Source organism: Roseivirga spongicola (assembly GCF_034376045.1).
GTDB classification, from domain to species: Bacteria; Bacteroidota; Bacteroidia; order Cytophagales; family Cyclobacteriaceae; genus Roseivirga; species Roseivirga spongicola.
This window is the reverse complement of record NZ_CP139724.1, coordinates 2,765,504-2,789,616: the sequence shown is the minus strand read 5'-3', so window position 1 is coordinate 2,789,616 and position 24,113 is coordinate 2,765,504. Positions and strand designations below refer to the sequence as shown.

Genomic DNA, 24,113 nt, shown 5'->3' with positions numbered 1-24,113 from the left:
ATGAAGGAACATAAGCACGTTAGCTCCAACTCTCTTTTTACTGAATTCGATAGTAGCCTGTTCAAGTCGGGAAAACACTTTAAGCTTTACGAAAAGCTAGGCTCCCATATCATAGAGGTTGAAGGCACAAAAGGCACCCATTTTGCCGTTTGGGCACCCAATGCCAGTAAGGTTCAACTTATTGGTGATTTCAACTCATGGAATGGAGATGGATATGAGCTTTACCCTCGCTGGGATGGTTCTGGTGTGTGGGAAGGTTTTGTAGCAGAACTAGGCCAAGGAACGGTTTACAAGTACAAAATCCATTCTAACAATTACGGGCAAGTGTTAGAAAAAGGAGATCCGTTTGCTATGCACTGGGAAGTTCCACCTAAAACAGCATCTGTAGTGTGGCAAAACAACTACCAGTGGAAAGATGCTCAGTGGATGCAAGAAAGAAAAGAAAAGAATGCCTTAGACCAACCCTTCTCTGTTTATGAAGTGCATTTAGGCTCTTGGAAGCGCAAAGAGAATGGCGAGTCTTTAAGCTATCAAGAACTAGCTGTAGACTTAGTGAATTACGTCAAAGACATGGGCTATACGCATGTGGAGTTTCTACCTGTAATGGAACACCCATTCTTTGGTTCATGGGGTTACCAAGGCACAGGTTACTTTGCCCCAACCTCTCGTTACGGAACTCCAGATGACTTCTTTGCGATGATGGATGCTTTCCATGAAGCTGAAATAGGCGTAATCATGGACTGGGTTCCTTCCCACTTCCCTAACGATGACCACGGAATCTATAACTTCGATGGCACTCACCTCTTCGAGCATGCAGATCCTCGCCAAGGCTATCACCCTGACTGGAGCTCCTACATCTTCAATTATGGTAGAAATGAAGTACGATCATTCTTGATCAGTAGCGCAGGATTTTGGTTAGATGTTGGGCATGCCGATGGACTCAGGGTAGATGCAGTAGCCTCTATGCTCTACTTAGATTACTCAAGAAAAGAAGGCGAATGGATACCTAACCAATATGGTGGAAGAGAGAACTTAGAGGCCATTTCCCTTTTAAAAGAACTAAATGAATACGTTTACAGCGAATTTGAAGGCATTCAGACTATTGCCGAAGAATCTACGGCATGGCCAGCAGTTTCAAGACCTACTTATGTAGGCGGCTTAGGCTTCGGAATGAAGTGGATGATGGGCTGGATGCACGATACGCTAGAGTATTTCAAGAAAGATCCGTTTCACCGCCAGTACCACCAAAACAACATTACCTTCAGCTTAAACTACGCTTTCACTGAGAATTTTATGCTGCCACTCTCACACGATGAGGTGGTACATGGCAAAGGTCCTCTGATTGACAGAATGCCAGGCGATGAATGGCAACGATTTGCCAATTTGCGCTTGCTTTATGGCTATATGTACACTCACCCTGGCACTAAGCTGGTATTTATGGGGGGAGAAATTGGGCAGACTTCTGAATGGAAACATGATTATTCTTTAGACTGGCATTTGCTAAAGCATGCACCCCACCAAGGTGTTCAGCAACTTACTAAGGCCCTGAACAAACTCTACCAGTCAGAGCCAGGCTTATACCAAAATGGATTCACCGCAGAAGGTTTTGAATGGATTGAACTAAACGATTATCAGAATTCGGTGCTGAGCTTTATTAGAAAAGGCGAGAATGAAGCAGATAACCTGACAGTAATCTGTAATTTTACGCCTGTTGTTCGCGAGCATTACAGAATCGGAATCAACGGTGGCACTTGGCAAGAAATCTTTAACTCAGATGCTAAAGAATTCTGGGGAAGCGGAGTAGCCAACGAAGGTAAGATTCAGTCGCAAGCACAACCTCACCATGGAAGACCGAACTCATTGGAGCTGACACTACCTCCTTTGTCGGTAATTATTTTCAAACAAGTGCCAGAAGCGAAAACTGCGAAGAAAAGCGCAGCTAAACCAAAGGCTAAGAAGTAGGAAAATTCCTCATGGAAAGATATTTATGTATTCACGGGCACTTCTATCAGCCCCCAAGAGAAAACGCATGGTTAGAAAAAATCGAAATTCAACCTAGTGCTTTCCCCTATCACGATTGGAACGAGCGCATCACCAAAGAATGCTACTATCCTAATGCATTCTCCAGAGTGCTCAATGACGATCAGAAGATCATAGACATTGTCAACAATTACTCTAAGATCAGCTTCAACTTTGGCCCTACTCTACTCTCATGGATGGAACAACATGCACCTGAAACTTATCAGGCCATTCTAGATTCAGACAGAGAAAGTCAGCAGAACTTTGGTGGGCACGGTTCGGCCATGGCTCAGGTTTATAATCATATGATTATGCCTTTGGCCAACAGAAGAGACAAGGAAACGCAGATTATCTGGGGAATTGAAGACTTCAGAAAGCGTTTCGGCCGTCAGCCAGAAGGCATGTGGCTTGGCGAAGCTGCAGTAGATTCAGAATCGCTTGAGTTAATGGCTAAGCATGGCATAAAGTTCAGCCTATTGGCTCCTAGACAAGCTGCAAGGTTTAGAAAAATTGGTGAGCAAAACTGGACTGAAGGAATAGACCCCAACAAACATTACAAATACACGCTGCCCAACGGAGAAAGCATTACGCTCTATTTTTATGATGGCGAACGCTCTCAAAATGTAGCATTTAAAGGTGTATTGCAGAATGGTAAGGCCTTTGCCCACGACCTGATGGAAGGCTACCGCGGAAATGTAGAAAATGAGTTCGTTCACATTGCTACCGATGGTGAAAGCTATGGCCATCACCACAAGAATGGCGATATGGCCCTGGCCTATTGCCTAAGATACATCGAAGAGAATAACTTCACTAAGCTGACCAACTATGGTCAGTATTTATCGCTTTTCGAACCAGCATACGAAGTGCAAATTCATGAAAATAGCTCATGGAGCTGTGTTCACGGAGTAGAAAGATGGAGATCTAACTGCGGTTGCCATACAGGTGGAGAAGGTCATTGGAACCAGAAATGGAGAGAGCCGCTCAGAACTGCTCTAGACAATGCGCGAGATACCATGATAGACATTTACGAAAAGGGAATGGCTAGCTTTGTTGATGACCCTTGGGCCATGCGCGATGAATACATTGAAGTGATCTTAGACAGAAGCAAACCTAACCTGAGGAGCTTTCTGAAAAAGCACATCAATAAAAAGCTAACAAATGACGAGCGCACTCACGTAATGCGCATGCTCGAAATGCAGCGCAATGCCATGCTCATGTACACCAGCTGTGGTTGGTTCTTCAACGATATTTCTGGTATTGAAACACTTCAAATTCTACAGTATGCTTGCCGAGCCATTCAACTAGGAGAAAGTGAATCTGAGTATAGGTTCGAAGACAAATTTCTAGAAGACCTAAGCCGAGGCCACAGTAATAGAACAGCAGAAGGCAGCGGTAAAGACATTTACCTCAAACACATTAAGCCCTACATGTTATCGCTCACACAAGTGGGCATGCACTACGCTGTGGCTTCTCTTTTTGCCGATAATCCTCAAAGTTTAACGGTCTTAAATTACGATTGTAATAGTATCTTTTTCGATAGACGGAGCGCAGGTATTCAGAAGCTGGCCTATGGTACAACTAGGGTGAAATCTAAAGTAACCACATCAGAAAAAGAATTCAGCTTTGTGGTGATTTACCTTGGACAGCATCACCTTATTGGAGGAACTTCGAGAAGATTATCTACCGAAGAATTTGAACCAATTTCTAGTGCACTTTGCAAGGCCTTCGATCAAAGTAATATTTCTCAGGTGGTAGACATCATCAAAGAAGGATTTAAAGCGCACACTTTCTCCTTCTTCGGAATGTTTAAAGATGAGCAAATGAAGCTCGTCAATCAATACCTCGCAGAAAGTGAGGAATTGGCTTATGACTCTTACCGAAAGATTTACGACCGTAATTACAACATCATGAATGTAATGCGGGTAGAAAATCTTCAAATTCCGCCTACGCTAAAGCAGAACATTGAAGATGTTATCAATATTGAGTTTAAGGACCTGCTTGTAAACGGCCATTTCAGTATTCAAAAGATGGACGAACTTTGTGATGAAGTTATTAAGTGGGGTATTCAGTTGAATGAAGACCTGCTCAATGCCAAACTCAACGACAAGTTAGACGCTATGTTCCGTGAGTTCCTTCTTGACCATTCAAACCTCAAGGTGTTAGATGATATCTTGGCCACTATAAAGCTCTTTAAAAAGGTTAGTTTGAACCCCATATTGGTAAACTTGCAAAATGGCGTTTTTGAACTAAGCAAAACCATGTATTCAAAGGGTTCGGCAGCTACCGAAGATGACAATACATTGATAGAAACCTTAGAAGAAATAGCTCGAGAAATCAATATTGACCTGACCTATGTAAAACAACAAGTGGCTTGGTAGATCCAAACCCTAGATGATACACAACCTATACAGGCCGTCAAACCTGAGGTGTTTCCACAGACCATTCCCCCTTTTTGAAAAAGGGCTAGGGGGATTCGATGTTTCAGGAAAGTCCATCAACTGAAGAACCCAATAAACCTTGGAAGAGATGGGCTCTCTTGCTTTTTTTCCAGAAAAATGCTCCTGAACCAAGGGAAATACAGCTTTGCGAATAGAAGGCTACTTTTTGAAAACTATAGCCACTTATAGGCGTACCTTAAGAAGTAATTCAAGAGCTAAGCTAAATATGATCGCGATTACGTTAGCCCGTGGCCAATGCTAGCAGTATTAAAACAGGATAAACCTTGAGAAGTACAGTAATTAAATTCTTCATACTATCATTAGTAATTTTACTAAGTGCCTGCACAGATAAGCAACCGAACTCCAAAACTGAAAATTCACTCCCGGAAGAGAGCAGTTACCTTGGTCAAAAACCACCCGGCAAAACTCCAGAAGCATTCGCCCCTAAGCTTGTAACCACTACAAATTGGGAATACAGTGGCGTCTTCAATCCAGACATGACAGAATTTTACTTCCTAAGACAGGTTGAAGGGTCTGAAGAGAGGGAATTCGTGGTTTACGAAAAGAGAAACAATCAATGGAATGAGGTTGTCATCTCCCCTCGCCAAGGTCAACCATTCGTTTCACCCGAAGGCAAAACCATGCATTTGGGCCGTAGATATATGGAACGAATGGACTCCAATAGGTGGTCGGGTATAAAAGAACTTGATGCTCCATTCAATGAGTTGCCAATTATGCGACTAACTGCCTCTTCTCAGGGCACTTATTTCTTTGACGAGTTTAAACAAGACTTAACAGGCGACATCCGATACTCTCGACTAAAAGACGGTATTTATGAAGAACCGAAATTGCTCGATGAAAAAATCAATAACGGTAGAAGTTTCCACCCCTTTATTGCCCCAGATGAATCGTACCTCATATTCGATAGCTACAGAGAAGAGGGATATGGAAATTCCGACCTATATATTAGTTACCGTCAACAGGACGGATCATGGGGAACTCCTATTAATTTAGGCCCCGAAATAAACACAAAAGCATGGGAGGCATCTGCCAGCGTTACTCCAGACAGCAAATACCTTTTCTTCAATAGAAAAGTAGGGCCAGACGAAGGTAGAAATGTAGACATTTTTTGGGTCGATTTTCAGGTAGTGAAAGACCTTAAGCCACCGTTAAAACGCTGATGTTTCAGGGGCATCTAGTCCCTTTTGCATATCTCCTCCCGATTAGCTTTCTTGAACTAAGAAAACACACAAAATCTCTTTTAGAATCTCTGTGCTTTTCTGGAAATAAAAGGTGCATATAGCACACTATTTTAGTGTGCTATAAAGAAGTTTTACAGACTGGTGAATATAACTGCCACAGTGGTGTGTAGCTAATGTTGGCAACAAGCTGAAAAAGCCACCGCACTAATAGGCACATTTGGTTTTTGCCAACCCCAAAGCCAAACGCAAAACCAAAAGAGCTTAACCAGCTCACCTCTCTAAAAAGTTATGATTTTGACTTTCTTCTTGTTGGATACATGACTTGTTTCTCCTTGAATTAACCATTCTCGTCCCTAAGCGTCTTATTAATACTTTGGATCAGGGCATTTTGAACTCTCAGTAAATAGTGCATTGCATTTAGATTATCTAATTGTTTGTATACAGTTTGCTCTAAACCGGATTTGGTGTATCTCGTACTCATAAAAAGTCAATTTCAAATTTTGATTCTTAATATGATTCATCAGAACTGAAATAAACAACTACTGAATCGTTTAACGAAACAAATATATTGTAAAAGGAACACGTTTAAAAATTATTAATGAACTAAGTTTGTTTTAATTGCTATTTATGCAACGTAATACGATTCAAATGACATCTAAAAAGCAAATCAACAGAATTAGGGTAGTACTTGCTGAACAAGACAGAACAAACAAATGGCTATCAGAAAAAGTAGACAAAAATAGAACAACTGTTTCAAGATGGTGCACAAACGACATGCAGCCTTCACTTGAAACGTTAGTGGAGATTGCTGAAGCCCTAGATGTTGATATAAGAGAATTGCTAAACCGAACAAAAGATGAAAGGTAAAACTTATATCGACCTATTCGCAGGAGCTGGTGGACTTTCGGAAGGTTTTGCTAGGAATGGTTTTGAGCCAATTGCTCATGTTGAAACAGATACTGCAGCTTGTTTTACATTAAAGACCCGAGCTGCATACCATTACCTTAAATCGATAGACCACTATGATACTTACATCAAATATTTAAAAGGAGAAATAACGAGAACTGAATTGTATTCTTTTGTTCCTGAGAAGATTATGGAATCCGTAATTAACCTTTCGATTTCAGAAGAAAATAATTATGTGATCCATGATAAAATTCAAAAGAACTTAAAAAACAAAACTGTTGACTTAATTATTGGTGGACCACCTTGCCAAGCATATTCTCTCGTTGGGCGTGCAAGGTCAAAAAATGGGATGTCTGGTGACCCGAGAAACTTCCTTTATGTTCAATATGCTGGTTATCTCGAAAAGTACAATCCAAAGCTATTTGTTTTCGAAAATGTGATTGGACTTAAGTCTGCCAAGGACGGACTCTACCTGAACAACATGAAAAAACTTTTTGACAAAAAAGGTTATAACATGAAACTCTTTACGGTAGAAGCTAACAAATTTGGGGTACTACAGAACAGAAGAAGAATTATCATCATAGGATGGAATAAGAAATATGATTTTGAAATTCCTGATTTAGAAGCGATAAATCTTTCATCAACAAAATATTCTGTACAGGATTTACTTTCCGATTTACCTAAACTCCAAGCTGGAGAAGGACAAGATAAATTTGTAAAATATGAAACTTTAACGAATGAATACTTAAACAACAGTTTCATAAGAAATGGTATTGATATTTTAACACAACATAAAGCCAGACCGCACTCGGAACAGGATAAAGAAATCTATAGGATAGCTGTTAAAAAGTGGAACGATAAGAAAGAGAGGTTACACTATAATGATCTCCCAGAAAAATTAAAAACTCATAAGAACAGGTCTTCATTCTTCGACAGGTTTAAGGTAGTTGCAGCTAATGAGCCCCACTCACAAACAGTGGTTGCACATATTGCAAAAGACGGCCACTATTATATTCATCCTGATTTAAGTCAAAATCGTTCACTAACAATCCGTGAAGCTGCAAGACTTCAATCATTTCCAGACGACTATTATTTTGAAGGAGTTCGTGAAGGAGTCAATAGAACTCCTGCATTTAAACAAATTGGAAATGCTGTACCACCACTTATGGCTTATGAAATCTCAAAAATTATATTAAAAATATTATGTCAGGCAAAGAAGAGTTAATAGATGGATATTATCAGATTAGACCTGCTGCTCGTTTAATCCATACCATTGGGAGCGATCTGATAGGTGACTCCTATGCAGCTCTTGTCGAGCTGGTTAAAAACTCTTATGACGCTGATGCTACTAAGGTTGATATTATTTTTAAGTACACAGAAATTGGCAATGAAAATGCCTTGGTTATTTCAATTAAAGATGATGGTCATGGTATGGATTTCAATACAGTCATAAATAAATGGTTGGTTCCTGCTACTGACGATAAGTTAAAAAGAAAACTAAGTAAAAATAAAACAAGAACCTTACAAGGAAGAAAAGGTATTGGTCGATTCGCAGCTTCAATTCTTGGTCAAGAAATGACTATGTCTACTATAGACGAAAATGGAGAAAAATCAGAAGCGGTTATAGATTGGAGAATTTTTAAAACTGATGAGTTTTTAGAAAACATTGACCTTCTCGTAGAGAAGAAAAAAACCAATGAAGTTTCTGGGACAGAAATACTCATCATTGCCAAGGATGAAAAATATACCGAAATCGTAATTGATGAAAATGGAGATGAAGAAACAATTGAAAAGATCGATACAAAACTCTCTTATTGGAACAAAGACACACTGATTCAATTAGTCAATGAATTGCGCAAACTTATTTCGCCCTTTGACGAATCAATTGATGATGAGTTCAAAATCAATTTATCTTTTGAAAATTCACCGTTTCCAGAAATTGACGAGAATATTAAAATTGATACATATCCAATAATAAAATTCTATGATTATCGAATTTCAGGTACTATTTCCAAAGAGGGAAATGCTAAACTTTTATTTGAAAACAACATAAATCCAAATGCAATTCAAAAAGAAGAAATTAATGTAACATTTGATTTAGATAACAAGACTGAGAGTTATTGTGGATTAATACGCATTGACTTTAGAGTTTTTGATAGAGAACCAGAAGCAATCGACAACCTTATTAACAAAGGCTTAATTAACCCTGTATCAAAACAGTATATGGGTAAAAATGATGCAAGAAGGTTGTTAAATGAAGTGTTTGGCGTAAATGTTTATAAAAATAGTTTCAGAATCAGGCCTTATGGAAATAGCGGTGTTGATTGGCTAAAATTAGACCATAGACGTATACAAAATCCAACAATGAGAATTAGTAATAATCAAATTGTTGGTTTTGTAACTATTCAGTCAGAAGAAGAATCTGGTCTAATTGAAAAGAGTGCTAGAGACGGTTTGAAGGAAAATGAAAGTTATTTTGGATTAATTGCATTAGCTAGTAGAGCTATATCAGAATTAGAAATCAGACGTCTTGCTTTTAGGATTAAGAGTGAAAAAAGTAGAGGGAAGCAAACAAAAGTACAAGATACAATAAACTCATTATTCAGTCTTGCAGAAGTTAAAACCACAATTGGGAAGAAGCTATCGGAATTCAAAATAGACAAAAAAGCTATTGATGAGATCGATACAATCTTAACGAAGGAAGAAGAGAAAAAAGCAGAATTGAAAGAGGAAATTGAAAAAACAATTGCTATTTATCAAGGTCATGCAACTTTAGGCAAAATTGTCAATTTTATTCTTCACGAAGGTCGAAAACCATTACAGTTTTTCAATTCTGAAGCTAGAGTAATGGAACGCTATTTGAAATTTTACAAAGCCACTAAGGATGAAGAAAACCTTGAAGAACTAACAAATAGTATAAACGGATTCAAAGTAAACAGCAAGTTTATCTCAAACTTATTCAAAAGGATTTCTCCACTAGCCAAACAAAAAAGAGATAAAAAAACTGACTTTGCTGTCGTAAATGTTATTCGAGAAAGTATGGATGTTTTCAAATCTCAACTTGAGGATGAAAATATTACAATTACCATTTCAGGAGATGAAAAAATCGAAACATTCGGTTGGTCTGAAGATCTATATATAGCACTAACCAATTTAATTGAAAATAGCATTTATTGGCTTAAAATTTCAAAATCTAAAACCAAAGAAATATTCATTTCCGTTCATGAGAATCACAACGCTGTAATTATTGACATCAAAGACTCTGGCCCTGGATTAACAGATTTAGAAATTGAATCAGGAGCTATTTTTGAACCAGGGTATTCTAAAAAACTTAATGGAACCGGATTAGGTCTGGCAATTGCCGGTGAAGCAATCGACAGATTAAACGGAGAACTTTCTGCTCGTAGCTATAATCAAGGAGCTTATTTTCAGATAGAAATCAACAAGTAATATGAAAGAATTAAAATTACTAATCGTAGAGGACGATTCAAATGTTATCGCTACATACACGAGGGATATTGATTCATACAATAAAACAAATGGGAATTTAATAATTAGAGAAACTATTCTTTCTGAAAAGGATCAAGCTCTAGACATACTAAGGAATTCAGATAATATTTTTGACGGAGCAGTCATTGATTTGGATTTAAAGCAATCAGGTGGTAGTGATAGTTCTGGCAACGAAATAATTAAAGAAGTTAAAGAAAATCTAAGATTTCCTGTTTTTGTTATTTCTGGTACATCTCATAATCTTCACTCGTCATTAAGTGAGGAAACTTCTTTTTTTAAAGTTCGGGACAGGGATGCTGACTTTGATTTCATAGAAGAAATTGTTGCCATATACAATACTGGAATTACTGAGATTTTGAACAGAAAAGGAACCGTAGAGAGGTACATTAATGACATTTTCTGGAATCATTTATCCAACTCTTTAGACCTTTGGACAAACGATAACGAAAGGAGTCCAGAAGAAAAGCAAAAATCTCTTTTAAGATATACTCTTTTACATATTCAAGAGTATTTAGAAATTACTGAAGAATCAGGTTTTGAAAACTACCACCCTTCTGAAATCTATATCACCCCATGTATTAAGCCTAGTATTTTTACTGGGGATTTGGTCGAAGAGAAGGATACTTCAACGAATTATATTGTGTTAACCCCATCTTGTGATTTAGCGCAGGGTAAAGCAAAAGACATTTTAGTTGTACAAATAGATTCACCGAATGAAGGTATTCTTAAAGAAAAAGTTGGTCTTATCATTAAGGGTAAAGCTGATCAAGAAGTCTTAGAAAGTGCTGAAGATACCCTTAAAAGAATTATACATAATAGCTATTCCAATAAGTATCATTTTCTGCCACAATACAAAGACATTGAAGGAGGTCTCATAAATTTTCAGAAAATGAAATCTGTTAGAGTAAAAGAATTTAGTGAGAAGTTTGTTCGTAAGGCTTCAGTCAACAGCACCTTCACAAAGGACATTGTAGCTAGATTCTCATATTATTATTCGAGACAAGGTTCACCAGATTTTGATACAGATGAATTATATAAAGGATTGTTTTAAGCTCACTGCAACCACACACATTGTCAAGCCGCTCAAGCCAAACGCACCAGTCAAAGCTTGTCAATAAGTGTCTGAGCCAACGCACGGACGAACAGACAAAGTAAAAACGAAAAAGACGGCCGTGAGCCATAAGCCCACGGTGCGCCTCCCGATGCCTCGGGACCATATACGTAGCACAGTAGGTTACGTAGCCACTCATCCAGCTTCTTGAGTTTGGTGTATGCAGTCCCCAATCGGAAGTTATTTATCCAACTCCTAGCTACTTCTTTGAGCCGCTCTGTACGTTCTGCAAAACTGTATGGCAGCGTTTTCTTGGTGATTCGCTTGAGCTTGCGTTTTAGATTATCCCAACTGCTTTTACTCACTACCGCTTGGTATCATCCCCAACAAGCCATCATCACCGCCAAAAAACTAGAGCATAAAAAAAGGCGGTATTGTTTCCAATAACCGCCCGTCTCAAACGAGAACTCACCTATGGAAAGTCCTAAATATCTTTCTATAACTCTACTACCGAGTTATCTTCAAAGGTCAATTGATTAGGAACATACTTGTCTGCATCCCAATCATTCTCCCACTTCTGACCATCGATCAAATACCTAAACTGATATTCTTTGCCAGTAGCAAGTTTAACGGTAGCCTTAAAGTCACCGCTTTTTAATTTCTTCATTTCTGTTGCAGTAGTATCCCAGTCGTTGAATTCACCAACCACTGTCACTTTCTCTGCTCCTTCTGCCGCCTCTGCAGGTAACTGAAAAGTTACATTCGCTTGCGGCTTAGTTTTCAGGATTTGCTTTTTAATGCTCATTTCCTTGCGTTTACTAATACAAATCTTCGCACAAATACAGCACGCAACAAGCACCAAGGCAAAAAAAGTAGTGAAACGTTTGCATACTTCCCACCATAGTAAGTCACTCTTTTTCAATCAGTTTCAAATATCAAACGTTTGTTTTTAGCTGAATCGAAGGTTTAGTAATCTGAACCTTATTTCCTTGCATTGCTTTTAGAAGGGAAGGCCACTTTTAAACTTTATCTTTGCGCATGTTCAGAACCGAAATTGAACCACAAGACAGTTCTATTAAAATTGATTATCAGTCGAAGATCTTGACCTTAGGCTCATGCTTTTCAGACAGCATTGGCCAAAGACTTACGGAAGCCAAATTTCAATCGGAGGTCAATCCCTACGGCACTATTTTTAATCCATTATCAATTCTTGAGCTAATGGAGCTTTCCTTAGAGCGTTCAGAAATATTAGACGCGGCCGTTCTAAAGCGCGATGGATACTACTTCAATTATAAATTCCATTCTTCCTTTAGAGCAAAAACTAAAGACACCCTCCACAAGCGAATGGAAGAAGCGCTCACCAAAGTGGCTCAGCAGCTAAAAGAAGCCAACTTCATTTTCATTACACTGGGCACGGCTTGGGTTTATGAGCAAAACAAAACACATATGCTAGTGGCCAACTGCCACAAAACACCACAGAAAGAATTTACCAGAAGGCTACTTTCGGTTGAAGAGATTGTCCCAGCCTTTTTTGCACTCAAAGAAGTCATCAATCAATTCAATCCAGAAGTACAGTTTATCTTTACCGTGAGCCCTGTAAGACATACGCGTGATACCTTAAAGCTGAATTCAGTGAGCAAATCAGTTTTAAGGTCAGCGGCTTATTACATGGATGACATGGCGCCAGATGTTCATTATTTTCCCGCCTATGAGATAATGATGGACGACCTCAGAGATTACCGATTCTATGAGAAGGACCTCATTCATCCCAACGAGCAAGCCATAGACTACATCTGGGAGCAATTCGTTCAAACCTATTTAGCCAAAAAAGATCAGGCAACTTTAGAAAAATGGAATAAGCTGCGGATGGCGCTTAACCATAAGCCATTCAACCCAAAATCTGGCGGACACCAAAAATTCTTAAGCAAAACACTCGATCAACTGAAACAGCTGGGTAAAGAGCTACCTCTAGACAAAGAAATTGAAAACCTTAACAAGCAATTGAAGTAAATGGCCAACCAGAAACACTCCAACCGACTTACCGAAGCCTCCTCACCTTACCTGCTTCAGCATGCGCACAACCCTGTAGATTGGTTTCCTTGGGGCGAAGAAGCACTAGCAAAAGCGAAGCAGGAAAACAAGCCAATCATTGTCAGTATTGGCTATTCGGCTTGCCATTGGTGCCATGTGATGGAGCGTGAGAGTTTCGAAAACGAAGACATTGCCGCCATTATGAACGAGCATTTTGTCTGCATTAAGGTGGATAGAGAAGAGCGCCCCGATGTAGATCAGGTTTATATGGATGCAGTGCATGCCATGGGTTTGCAGGGCGGTTGGCCGCTGAATGTTTTTCTACTCCCCGATCAGCGACCTTTTTACGGAGGAACTTACTTTCCACCGAAAGGCTGGGCGCAGCTTTGTATGCAAGTGAACAGAGCATTCAACGAGCAGCATGACGAACTGGAAAAATCGGCAGAAGGCTTTATGAATACCCTAGGCAGAAGTGAAGTTGAGAAATACGGACTTATTGGCCAAGGCAACGACTTTAAGAAAACCGCGGTGCATGAAATGTATTTGAAGTTTGCTGAAAACTTCGACTTACAACAAGGCGGAAACAACCGAGCGCCCAAATTTCCCATGCCTGTTATTTATGAGTTTCTGCTGAAGGAGTATCACATCAATGAGAATAATGAAGCTTTGGCTCATGTAGAACGAACTTTAGACCACATGGCATTGGGCGGCATTTACGATCAGGTGGGTGGCGGCTTCACCCGCTATTCTACCGATATGGATTGGTTTGTTCCACACTTCGAGAAAATGCTCTATGATAATGGTCAGCTGGTGAGCCTTTATGCCCACGCTTATCAAGCCACTAAAAAGGCGCTTTACAAGGAAACCGTTTACCAGACCATCGACTGGCTGGAAAGAGAAATGACTTCCGAAGAAGGTGGTTTCTACTCCGCGCTAGATGCCGATAGTGAAGGCGAAGAAGGTAAGTTCTACCTCTGGACCGTTCAAGAATTCTACGACCTTTTAGGGCCAGATGCTGAAATGATGCTAGACTTCTATAACATCACCGCAGGCAACTTGGAACCTGGAAAGAATATTCCTTTCCGTTCTGGATCAGATGAGGCGTTTGCCGAAGCCAATGATTTGGAAGTAGACGAGCTAAAAGACATTGTCAGGATTTGCAACATGAAGCTGCTCAATGCCAGAAGTAGCAGAATCAGACCAGGACTTGATGATAAAATCCTCAGTGGTTGGAACGGGCTTATGCTTTCTGGCTTGTGTGATGCTTATGCTACTTTTGGAGAAGAAAAATTTCTGAGTCTAGCACTAGCCAATGCCGAATTCATCAAAAACCATATGATGAAAGACCATCACCTGTACAGGAATTTCAAGGGCGGAAAGCCTAGCATTGATGGTTATTTGGAAGACTACGCTGCCGTAATAGAAGGCTACCTTAAGCTTTATCAAATTACGTTTGATGAGAACTGGCTTTTCCTCGCCAATGAACTGATGAAGGTAACTCTACAAGAGTTTTACGATGAGCAAGAAGGACTATTCTTCTTCACTTCAAATCAGTCAGAAGCCCTGATAGCTCGAAAAAAAGAGCTGTTCGACAACGTGATTCCTTCTTCCAATTCTATGATGGCCAGTAACCTCAAAACTTTAGGGCTGTTGTTGAGTCATGACGAATACGTTGAGGCCTCGAAAGACATGGTGGACAAAGTGAACAGAATGCTAATGCTTGCTCCGCAAGACTTAGCCAACTGGGCTTCGTTATATGCCTTAAACACCTACCCGACTGCGGAAGTCGTGGCCATTGACAACAACACCAAAGCAAGTCAATTGCTGAGCGAAGCCTATTTCCCTAACAAGGTTATCGCTGGAAAAGTGAGCAGCCAGTCTTCAGAGCTAGAACTTCTCCAGGGACGAGAAATGATCAATAATCAACCGACCTATTTCGTTTGCTACAACAAGGCCTGTCAATTACCTGTGCATAGTTCAAAAGAGGTTTTTGAGCAAATGGAGTTTTCAATGGGTTCACCCCAATAGCACTTGAGAAGCAGGGAAAGTAGGTGCTGTATCTCCCACGAACTCATGGAGAACAGTTTCGAGATAAAATCGAAAACAATGCAAATTCTACCCCAGCCCTTCCCGAGAATTCGGGAAGGTGAGCGATAAAGCTTGTCAAAATGATGAAGTAAAAAGCCATACAGGGGATTTAGGAGTAAACTCTTAAATTCAATCCTCGAACACATACATTCAATGACGGAACGAAAAATGTTTTATGGTGCTTCACCAACTCTCTTTGAGCAAGCAAAGCGGCTAAGAGAAAACATGACTCATCATGAAAAGCTCCTATGGGAAAAGATTAAATCAAACCAAATTTATGGTCTTCGTTTTAAGGCTCAACATCCCATTGCCATTTACATTGTAGATTTCTATTGTCATAAATTAAAACTGGTAATTGAGGTCGATGGAAAAAATCATATGGAAAAAGATCAAGCAGAATATGACGCTGGTAGATCTCATGAATTACATGATTTTGGAATTTCGGTGATAAGGTTTTCGAATCAAGAAGTAGAACAGAATATTGAGAAGGTAATAACTGAAATTAGCAACCTATGTTTAAATCTATTATGGCACATTTCATCAGAATAAGTTTTTACCCCGACCCTAAAGGGTGAGCGATGAAGCTTGTCAAAATGATGAAGCAAAGTCCCCTTTAGAGGATTTAGGGGTCGCCAAAACATTCTCCACTTCTTCTATCACTAGAAAGCCTTTAATTAATAACTTCAAACTTTCATAGAAAGCAGTCGTTTGTCATCACTCCAATTCAATATTGACGCTCCAGAAGAAGCAGCCACTTACTTTGCTAATGTAGCTCTGCCACTACCCATTCCGCAGTTTTTCACTTACAGAATCCCCACTGAATTTCTGGAGTTAGTAAAGCCAGGCATCAGAGTAATCGTCTCGTTTGGTAGACAGAAAGTGGTAACTGGGCTTGTTGATTCGATCCACCAAGAAGCGCCTAAAGTCTACACAGCTAAACCTATCTTAGATGTGCTGGATGCGGAACCGGTTGTTACTCCTCAGCAGGTAAACATGATGAAGTGGATGAGCAACTACTACCTCTGTACTTATGGCGAAGTGGTAAATGCAGCCTTTCCTTCAGGACTTAAGTTGAGTAGCGAATCAAAAATTCAGCTTCATCCGCATTACGACTGGAATGATACAGACCTTACGTTAGATGATAAGGAAGTAATTCTTCTTTCAACATTAGAGAAAAAAGACTCATTAAGCTACAGAGACGCAGCCGACATCTTAGAACTCAAAAGTGCTTACCGCTATATCAAATCACTGGTTCAGAAAGAATTGGTGATCATTTATGAAGAAGTAAAAGAGCGTTACAAGCCGAAGAAAGTAAAGAAAATACGGCTTCATGGTGATTACTTAGCAGATGAAGGTTTGTTAGATGAGCTCTTTCAAGAGTTGGAGAAAAAGCCAAAGCAGTCGGACATACTGTTGCTTTACTTGAGAGAAGTCCCTGTGTTTCAAAACCCGGAATTGAACTCATCAGGTATTCCTAAATCGGCATTTACTGAAGCTGGTCTTTCAGCTTCATCCATCAAAACGATGGTAAAGAATGAAATCCTTATTGAGTTTGAAGAGATTGTTTCTCGCTTTGGAGATGAAGGCCCGGCAGAAACTACTGAAATAGAGCTTAGCGATATTCAGCAAAATGCTCAGCAAGAAATCTTCGATTACTTTACCAATAAGTCTACCGTTTTACTCCATGGCATTACAGGTAGTGGTAAAACCGAAATTTATATCAGTCTAATTCAGCAGGCATTAGAAAGCGGTCAGCAAGTGCTCTATCTTCTGCCTGAAATTGCCCTTACTGCTCAGATAGTCAACAGGCTCAGAAAAGTTTTTGGCGACAGAATGGGTGTTTACCATTCTAAATTCTCAGACAACGAAAGGGTTGAAGTTTGGTACGGACTAATGGAAGGTCGATTCGACTTTATTGTGGGGGTTCGAAGCAGCATTTTCCTTCCCTTTGGTAGCCTAGGGCTAGTAATAGTAGACGAGGAGCACGAAACCAGCTATAAACAGTATGATCCGGCACCGAGATACCATGCGAGAGATGTTGCACTCTATTTGGCACATTTGCATGGTGCAAAAACAGTTTTAGGCTCTGCTACGCCATCGTTGGAATCTTACACTAACGCCAAGCAAGAAAAGTACGGTTTAGTTGAGCTATTTCAGCGATACAACGATGCTAGTTTACCAGTTATTAATCTGGCCAACCTAACGGAGGAAAAGAAGCGAAAAACCAGCGTTGGCGAGTTCACTTCTGTGCTTATTGAAGCCATCGGACAGATTCTAGAGAAAAAAGAGCAAGCCATCATTTTCCAAAACCGAAGAGGTTTTTCTAACTATCTCACATGCGAAGATTGTGGTCATATTCCTGAGTGCCCTCGCTGCTCGGTTAGCCTCACCTACCATCAATATAAAAACCAGCTCAACTGCCATTACTGTGGCCATAAAGATGCTGTTCCGTTGGTCTGCCCCGCTTGTGGCAGCACAAAGGTGCATACCGTTGGTATTGGTACAGAACGCATTGAAGAAGATATTAAGCTGCTCTTTCCGAAGGCACGGGTGCAAAGAATGGACTTAGAAACCACCCGAGCCAAATACGCCTATCAGAACATAATACACGATTTTGAGAAAGGTGAAATTGATATTCTAGTAGGAACTCAAATGGTTTCTAAGGGACTAGACTTCGACAAGGTAAGTTTGGTAGGTGTGTTCGACATTGACAGAATGCTTTACTTCCCTGATTTTAGAGCTTATGAAAGAGCCTTTCAAATGGTTACCCAAGTAAGTGGTAGAGCTGGAAGAAGAGATACTGAAGGCAGGGTAATTATTCAAAGTAGGAACCCTGAGCAGGGCATTATCGAACTCATCAGAACTGGTGATTACCATACTTTTTATCAACGAGAAATGATGGAAAGGAAAAAGTATCACTACCCTCCTTTCACTAGAATGATTCATTTGACGCTTCGAAGCAAAGACAAAAAACTCACCAATGAAGCAGCTCAAAGATTGGCCAACATTCTCAAAGAAGACATGGGAGCCAGCAGAGTGCTAGGCCCTCAAGAGCCGCTAATCAACAAAATCAGAGATAAATTCTTGATGGACATCTTCTTAAAGATTGAAAAGAAATATAAGATGGAAGCCGTAAAAGACCTGATTCGAAATGCTCAGCTGGAGTTACTCAAAGTAAAAGAACTCAAATCCGTTGAAGTGGTTGTAGATGTTGACCCTCATTAGACAATCTCTCTCGGCCCGTCATTACGAGGAGAAAAGCCATTATGTAGTCTTACAATAATCGGTATATTGAAAGTTCGCATGAATTGAAAAGCCTAGAACAAATCGAATGATCATCTGCCCCGTCATTACGAGGAAGAATTAATGCGAGGCAATTAATTGTGACGAAGTAATCTACCTGTTTGGAAGTACGCTAATCAGACCTTCGGCACAGACTTTCACTCCCGCCCCGAAGTATCGGGGCCTCGGGAGGCGAAGTTTGTTTCTCGCAATGAAGAACCAGAACAAACTACTCTTTATCCTTCTCTTCTTTAGACTCAGAATCCTCTTCAGCATTTTCCTTCTCAATCTCCTCTACCGCCTCTTCTACTTGTTCTGCCAGCACCACATCTTTAGTGCCAGAGGTATTACTGCTCATACGCTGCAAAAAGTAAGACAGTCCAGTATCTTCTAATGGAGCTGGGGCACCTTCTTCTAAGCCTTCTTTTCCGAACTTGATCAGTCCCCAAGTCATTACCAAACTGGTGACAATAATGGTTATCAAAATAATGTCGGAATTGAAAGTAAGCGAAGTCAGTTCTTCAGGAATTGAGAAGAATAAGAGTACAGTAATCAATCCTCTTGGTGTAATAAAAAACTCAGGAAATATAGATTTCTTAAGGAAAAACAGCTTTAAGAAAACAAACCTTACGATAAAGAAGAACACCACTATCCCTAAGCCTACAGCAAATATTTCAAGGTCGAGCAAAGCCCTTAAGTCGATTGTAGTACCAAAAACCACAAAGAAAAAAGTTCGCACAACAAATGCAGACTCCCGTGTAACTAGGTGCAAATCTTTAAGTATTGAGTTGATGGTTTTTTCGTTTATAAACTCCTTCAATTTGCCAATAAAGAAGAGGTTATTATTATTCAACAGCAAACCAAAAACGAGAATGATTACCAAAGAAGACAAGTGCAATTGCTTACCAATAGCATAGAGCAAAATCAGTACTGCAATCAGCATAAACAGTTTTACATCTCCTTCCAATCTTTGGAAAAGCAAAACCAAGGCATAGCTAACCACAACCGAGATTACGATGGTAATAATGATATTACCCACTACACTGTAAATGACCTGATTAGCACTTTCAACACCTACATTTTCTACCAAGAAATAGAAGAACATAATGCCTAGAATATCTGAGAACGTACTCTCGTAGATCATAAATTCCTTCTTATCCTTTGCCAACCGACTTACAGAAGGGATTACAATGGCACTACTCATTATAGAAAGTGGAACCGCATAAACCAGAGAAATGATGGGATCTTCTTTAAATACCTGATTGATAATCAACGAAATACCAAAGGCACAGACAATCAAAGAAATCAGCGCAACCGTAAACGACTTCCAAATAATTGGCCACTTCTCTCTACTCAGCTTTAGATCTATGGCTGCCTCTAAAACAATCATAATCAACCCTACAATCCCTAGTACCTCCAAGGTCCCAAAAATGAGTCCGTCTTGGTTAAAGTTGTAGTAGTCCATTGCGTACTTACCACCAATACCCAGCAGAATCAAAAGAATAACACTCGGAATGTTAGTTCTCTTAGATATATAATTAAAAATGTGCGATGCGATAATGACGCAAGCGAGTACAATGATAAGATTATACGCGTTCATTCAGGTCGGTTAATGGTTAAAAAAAGAGGTATTATTGATTCAATTCGCAGGCCTCTTCGGCCAATAGCTTATCCAAATATAGCCAGCTAAGCTTCTTTACCTCATAATAATTCAAAAGTTCATCTAAACGGTAATGATTCATAAAATGATCGAGACCACGTTTAAAAACGGAGTAATCTTCTAAAGATTCTTCGCTCCCCAATAAAGCATAATGGCTCATATATTGTTTCATAAGGCCCAAATGTTTTACATCGTAAATTGGAAAAACACTGGGTTTATGCGAGTTACAATATGCTGAAGCAAAGGCTAATAAATGATACTCATTCCCCTTAAACTGAAATTTTGCCAATTTAGTCACAGCCGTTAAAGCATTACCATCTAAATCTTCGTCTATATTCTGTGTAATAATGTGGTTCGTCATTTCTTGCTGACAAGCCAAATCATTTATTTGCTTATGGTTGAGCACACTCAGCTTTAGCTTAACCGCCTCAACCTCTTGATTCCTAGGGTTATTGGCAAAACATGCTAGTCGCTTAACATCACTTAGGAAGAAGCCTCTCCTCTCCTTTAGCCTGTAAGCATAAGCCAGCAACCTTTCACCAAACAATCCCATCTTTCTAAAATACAGATTAGCACAAAAAAATTACCGAAAGGCTTCCTAAAATCGAATCATTTTCATTCAACTAGAGTTATCATTATCTGATTTTAATTGCATAGGAATTAATCGTACTTTTGCCCAACTTTTTACGCCCCTGAGGCATGAAAGGTTCGGCATTCAAAAATTGAGTAATGGAAGATAAGTCAACAAAAGTTTCTGACGAATTATTGAAAGAGGTAGATGAGATTGGTGATAACCATATCATGACTTCTATAGCCACTCCGATGAGAGAAGATGCATTTGAGCTAAGTGACGAGGAGAAGATCGAGAAAATTCAGGGTTACTTCGAAAAGATAATGCATACCCTTGGCCTAGACTTAACAGACGACAGTCTAAAAGGTACACCAAAAAGGGTAGCCAAACTCTACATCAAAGACTTATTCAAAGGGTTAGATCCGGCCAATAAGCCATCTATGTCTACCTTCGAAAACAAGTACAACTACAACCAAATGTTGGTAGAAAAGAACATCACAGTTTACTCTAACTGCGAGCATCACTTTTTACCAATTGTTGGAAGAGCGCACGTTGCCTACATACCAAACGGTAATGTAATTGGCCTTTCTAAAATCAATAGAATTGTAGACTACTATGCGCGTAGGCCACAAGTTCAAGAGAGACTTGCACTACAAGTGTTGAACGAACTGAAAGAAGCGCTTAATACGGAAGATGTGGCTGTTTATGTAGATGCCGAACATATGTGTATTAGCTCAAGAGGTGTATCCGATCAGCATTCTTCTACCGTTACTGTTGAATACAGCGGCAAATTCCAAGAAGAAGCTACCAAAAAAGAATTTTTGACCTACATCAACGACAAGTTGAAATGAGCCTATACGAACAGTATCCGATAAGCATTTACAATTCATTAGAGAAAGAAAAGCAAGTATTCAAACCAATACACGAAGGCCGCGTGGGCATGTACGTCTGTGGCCCAACTGTTTATAGCGATGTGCACTTAGGCAATGTGCGCACCTTCGTTTCTTTCGATATCATTTTTAGATACTTAAAATTTCTCGGGTACAAGGTTCGATATGTAAGAAACATCACTGACGTTGGCCATTTAGTGGGCGATGCGGATGAAGGGGAAGATAAAATAGCCAAGAAGGCACGTTTGGAAGAACTTGAACCAATGGAAGTGGTTCAAAAATACACCAATGGCTTTCACGATGTTATGCAACTCTTCAACAACATCCCTCCTTCTATTGAGCCAACCGCTACAGGTCATATAGTTGAGCAAATTGAGTTTGTTCAGAAGATTATAGATAACGGCTATGCCTACGAAAAAGACGGAAACGTTTATTTCGATGTAAGGAGGTTTGGCCAAGACCATGAATACGGAGAGTTGAGTGGAAGAAATATTGATGAAATGCTTTCCAACACTCGAGCACTTTCTGGTCAAGATCAGAAAAACGATCCTTTAGATTTTGCTCTTTGGAAGAAGGCAGAGGGCGGCCACCTTATGCGTTGGCCATCTCCGTGGGGAGAAGGCTTTCCGGGATGGCATTTGGAATGCTCTGTAATGAGCACCAAATACCTAGGTGAAACCTTCGACATTCACGGTGGAGGAATGGACTTGAAGTTCCCACATCACGAAGCTGAAATTGCTCAAAACAAAGGCTGCTGCCATAAAGGTGGAGCCAACTACTGGATTCACGGAAACATGCTTACAGTAAATGGCCGAAAAATGGCCAAGTCTGAGGGTAATGGCTTTACTCCAGAGCAATTACTAACAGGTGACCATAAGCTTTTGGAAAGAGGATACTCAGCAATGACGGTGCGTTTCTTTATGCTTATGTCTCATTATGCCAGCACTTTGGACTTCTCGAATGAAGCGCTACAAGCTGCCGAAAAAGGTTACAAGCGACTAATGGCGAGTGTCAACCTTTTGGAGAAACTAGCTAAGCCAGGTACAGCAAGTATTGATAAAGCCAAAACCCAAGAGCTGGGCGATATTGTAGATAAGGCCATGAAAGACTTAAGCGATGACTTCAATACAGCAAAAGCCATTGCTAATTTATTTGAACTGAGTACCAAAATAAATACCTACTACCAGCAACCTTCAGAGTTAGCAGTAATTGACCCTGAAGTTTTCGAACAGGTAATAGAGCGATTTAAAGGAATCATCTTTGACGTGTTAGGCCTTAGAAATGAGGCAGAAGCAGCTCAGGATGGTAAAACTTTAGATAGCGTAATGCAGGTGTTGATCGAGCTAAGAAAGCAGGCAAAATTCAGTAAAAACTATGCTCTATCTGATAAAATCAGAGACGATTTGAAGGCAGCCGGCATACAGTTAAAGGACGAAAAAGGGGGCGAAATGTCCTACACAATAAATTAAGGTTAGAGCGATCTCAAATCTTTAACCAAGCTAAGAATAGGACGTTATTCCGGAATTTTTCTTCCAAAACCACACAAAGCTTTGAAAGAAAAACATCCGGAGCCTCATTGAATAGATTGTTAATGCAAAAATCAAAAGCCATTCGTCATTCCCGACTCCGATTGGGAATCTCATAGAGCTTAGAGCATGTTTGAGGAGATTCCCACCTTCGCGGGAATGACCTTACTAATTGGCTTTTGATTTTGAAATGGCATGACGGTAAAAAGAAATTGAATAAGACTTATGATTCTTTCAGGAAGAGAAATTAAGCGAGAAATAGGTAAAGGCATTAACATTGAGCCTTACAATGAGTCGCAATTAAACCCGAACAGCTACAACCTTAAGCTTCACAATGAGCTGATGGTGTACACCAATCCGGTATTGGATATGAAAACTCCAAACCCGGTAGAAAAGCTGATCATTCCTGAAGAAGGTCTTTTACTAGAAACAGGCAAGCTGTACTTGGGTAGAACCATTGAGAAAACGGAAACATCAAAGTTTGTACCTATGCTGGAAGGCCGTAGCTCAATTGGGCGCTTGGGTCTTTTTATTCACGTAACCGCAGGTTTTGGAGATGTTGGTTTTAACGGTTTCTGGACACTGGAGATTTTTTGCGTTCAACCTATACGCATTTATGCCGGAGTAGACATTTGCCAGATTTTCTACCATACCATTGAAGGCGATTACGACACCTATAAAAGCGGCAAATACCAGAACAATACGGGCATTCAGGCCAGTATGTTATATAAAGATTTCGAGAAATAGTTACTTCCTAATACTCTCTAGTACTATTAATATTTTTAGATAAAATTAAGGGTTTTACCTAGAGCCTCATTAAATACATCTTGTATATTGTGTCAAAGTTGATTTAACTCATTTGGTGGTTATCAATGCTTATGGCTGGGTATTGGTTGCTTATATGAAAAAATTGGATTTTCATTTACCTGTGAGGAAATT

At 39.8% G+C, this 24,113-nt stretch carries 18 protein-coding genes; 14 read left to right on the top strand and 4 right to left on the bottom strand.

What is annotated here, in order from left to right; translation table 11 throughout:
- From glgB to T7867_RS12375, 7 genes are all read left to right on the top strand, one after another.
- The gene (gene glgB, locus T7867_RS12405) at positions 1–1,962 is read left to right on the top strand and encodes a 1,4-alpha-glucan branching protein GlgB (RefSeq protein WP_322299361.1); all 1,962 of its coding nucleotides are present in this window, start codon (positions 1–3) and stop codon (positions 1,960–1,962) included.
- Between the two features lie 11 nt (positions 1,963–1,973).
- Positions 1,974–4,397 (top strand): DUF3536 domain-containing protein, encoded by a 2,424-nt coding sequence (locus T7867_RS12400; RefSeq protein ID WP_068225035.1) that lies wholly within the window; start codon positions 1,974–1,976, stop codon positions 4,395–4,397.
- 344 nt (positions 4,398–4,741) lie between these two features.
- Positions 4,742–5,638: a TolB-like translocation protein gene (locus T7867_RS12395; RefSeq protein WP_322299360.1), complete on the top strand. Its 897-nt coding sequence runs from the start codon at positions 4,742–4,744 to the stop codon at positions 5,636–5,638.
- Positions 5,639–6,286: 648 nt separating this feature from the next.
- Entirely contained in the window at positions 6,287–6,526 is a 240-nt protein-coding gene (locus T7867_RS12390; RefSeq protein ID WP_245660275.1) for a helix-turn-helix domain-containing protein, read from the top strand.
- On the top strand, positions 6,516–7,790 hold the full coding sequence (locus T7867_RS12385; protein ID WP_068225029.1) for a DNA cytosine methyltransferase: 1,275 nt from the start codon (positions 6,516–6,518) through the stop codon (positions 7,788–7,790). The genes T7867_RS12390 and T7867_RS12385 overlap by 11 nt, the downstream gene beginning before the upstream one ends.
- Positions 7,769–10,015 (top strand): sensor histidine kinase, encoded by a 2,247-nt coding sequence (locus tag T7867_RS12380; RefSeq protein WP_068225027.1) that lies wholly within the window; start codon positions 7,769–7,771, stop codon positions 10,013–10,015. The genes T7867_RS12385 and T7867_RS12380 overlap by 22 nt, the downstream gene beginning before the upstream one ends.
- 1 nt (position 10,016) lies before the next feature.
- On the top strand, positions 10,017–11,126 hold the full coding sequence (locus T7867_RS12375; protein ID WP_068225025.1) for a response regulator: 1,110 nt from the start codon (positions 10,017–10,019) through the stop codon (positions 11,124–11,126).
- Positions 11,127–11,176: 50 nt separating this feature from the next.
- Here T7867_RS12375 and T7867_RS12370 read toward each other — a convergent pair whose 3' ends face one another.
- Both T7867_RS12370 and T7867_RS12365 read right to left on the bottom strand, forming a co-directional pair.
- Positions 11,177–11,491, bottom strand: a complete 315-nt coding sequence (locus T7867_RS12370; protein WP_245660274.1) for a group II intron maturase-specific domain-containing protein — start codon at positions 11,489–11,491, stop codon at positions 11,177–11,179.
- 131 nt (positions 11,492–11,622) lie between these two features.
- On the bottom strand, positions 11,623–11,931 hold the full coding sequence (locus tag T7867_RS12365) for an isoamylase early set domain-containing protein (protein ID WP_068225023.1): 309 nt from the start codon (positions 11,929–11,931) through the stop codon (positions 11,623–11,625).
- A 233-nt stretch (positions 11,932–12,164) separates the two neighbouring features.
- Between T7867_RS12365 and T7867_RS12360 the strand changes: the two genes are divergently transcribed.
- From T7867_RS12360 to priA, 4 genes are all read left to right on the top strand, one after another.
- On the top strand, positions 12,165–13,136 hold the full coding sequence (locus tag T7867_RS12360; RefSeq protein ID WP_068225021.1) for a GSCFA domain-containing protein: 972 nt from the start codon (positions 12,165–12,167) through the stop codon (positions 13,134–13,136).
- On the top strand, positions 13,137–15,185 hold the full coding sequence (locus T7867_RS12355; RefSeq protein ID WP_322299359.1) for a thioredoxin domain-containing protein: 2,049 nt from the start codon (positions 13,137–13,139) through the stop codon (positions 15,183–15,185).
- Positions 15,186–15,398: 213 nt separating this feature from the next.
- Positions 15,399–15,794 carry an endonuclease domain-containing protein gene (locus tag T7867_RS12350; RefSeq protein ID WP_322299358.1) on the top strand — a complete coding sequence of 132 codons (396 nt, stop codon included), beginning with the start codon at positions 15,399–15,401 and terminating at the stop codon, positions 15,792–15,794.
- 159 nt (positions 15,795–15,953) lie between these two features.
- Complete coding sequence (gene priA, locus T7867_RS12345) at positions 15,954–18,470, top strand: replication restart helicase PriA (RefSeq protein ID WP_322299357.1); 2,517 nt, start codon at positions 15,954–15,956, stop codon at positions 18,468–18,470.
- Between the two features lie 286 nt (positions 18,471–18,756).
- Here priA and T7867_RS12340 read toward each other — a convergent pair whose 3' ends face one another.
- Positions 18,757–20,127, bottom strand: a complete 1,371-nt coding sequence (locus tag T7867_RS12340) for a cation:proton antiporter domain-containing protein (RefSeq protein ID WP_084375772.1) — start codon at positions 20,125–20,127, stop codon at positions 18,757–18,759.
- Between the two features lie 31 nt (positions 20,128–20,158).
- Positions 20,159–20,740 (bottom strand): hypothetical protein, encoded by a 582-nt coding sequence (locus T7867_RS12335; RefSeq protein ID WP_068225014.1) that lies wholly within the window; start codon positions 20,738–20,740, stop codon positions 20,159–20,161.
- A gap of 176 nt (positions 20,741–20,916) precedes the next feature.
- On the opposite strand from T7867_RS12335, the gene folE reads away from it, so the two are divergent.
- The 3 genes from folE to dcd all read left to right on the top strand — a co-directional run bounded on the left by folE (position 20,917) and on the right by dcd (position 23,921).
- On the top strand, positions 20,917–21,609 hold the full coding sequence (gene folE / locus T7867_RS12330; RefSeq protein ID WP_068225012.1) for a GTP cyclohydrolase I FolE: 693 nt from the start codon (positions 20,917–20,919) through the stop codon (positions 21,607–21,609).
- Positions 21,606–23,117 (top strand): cysteine--tRNA ligase, encoded by a 1,512-nt coding sequence (gene cysS / locus T7867_RS12325; RefSeq protein WP_068225010.1) that lies wholly within the window; start codon positions 21,606–21,608, stop codon positions 23,115–23,117. The genes folE and cysS overlap by 4 nt, the downstream gene beginning before the upstream one ends.
- 282 nt (positions 23,118–23,399) lie before the next feature.
- Complete coding sequence (dcd, locus tag T7867_RS12320) at positions 23,400–23,921, top strand: dCTP deaminase (protein ID WP_068225008.1); 522 nt, start codon at positions 23,400–23,402, stop codon at positions 23,919–23,921.
- Positions 23,922–24,113: the final 192 nt, after the last annotated feature.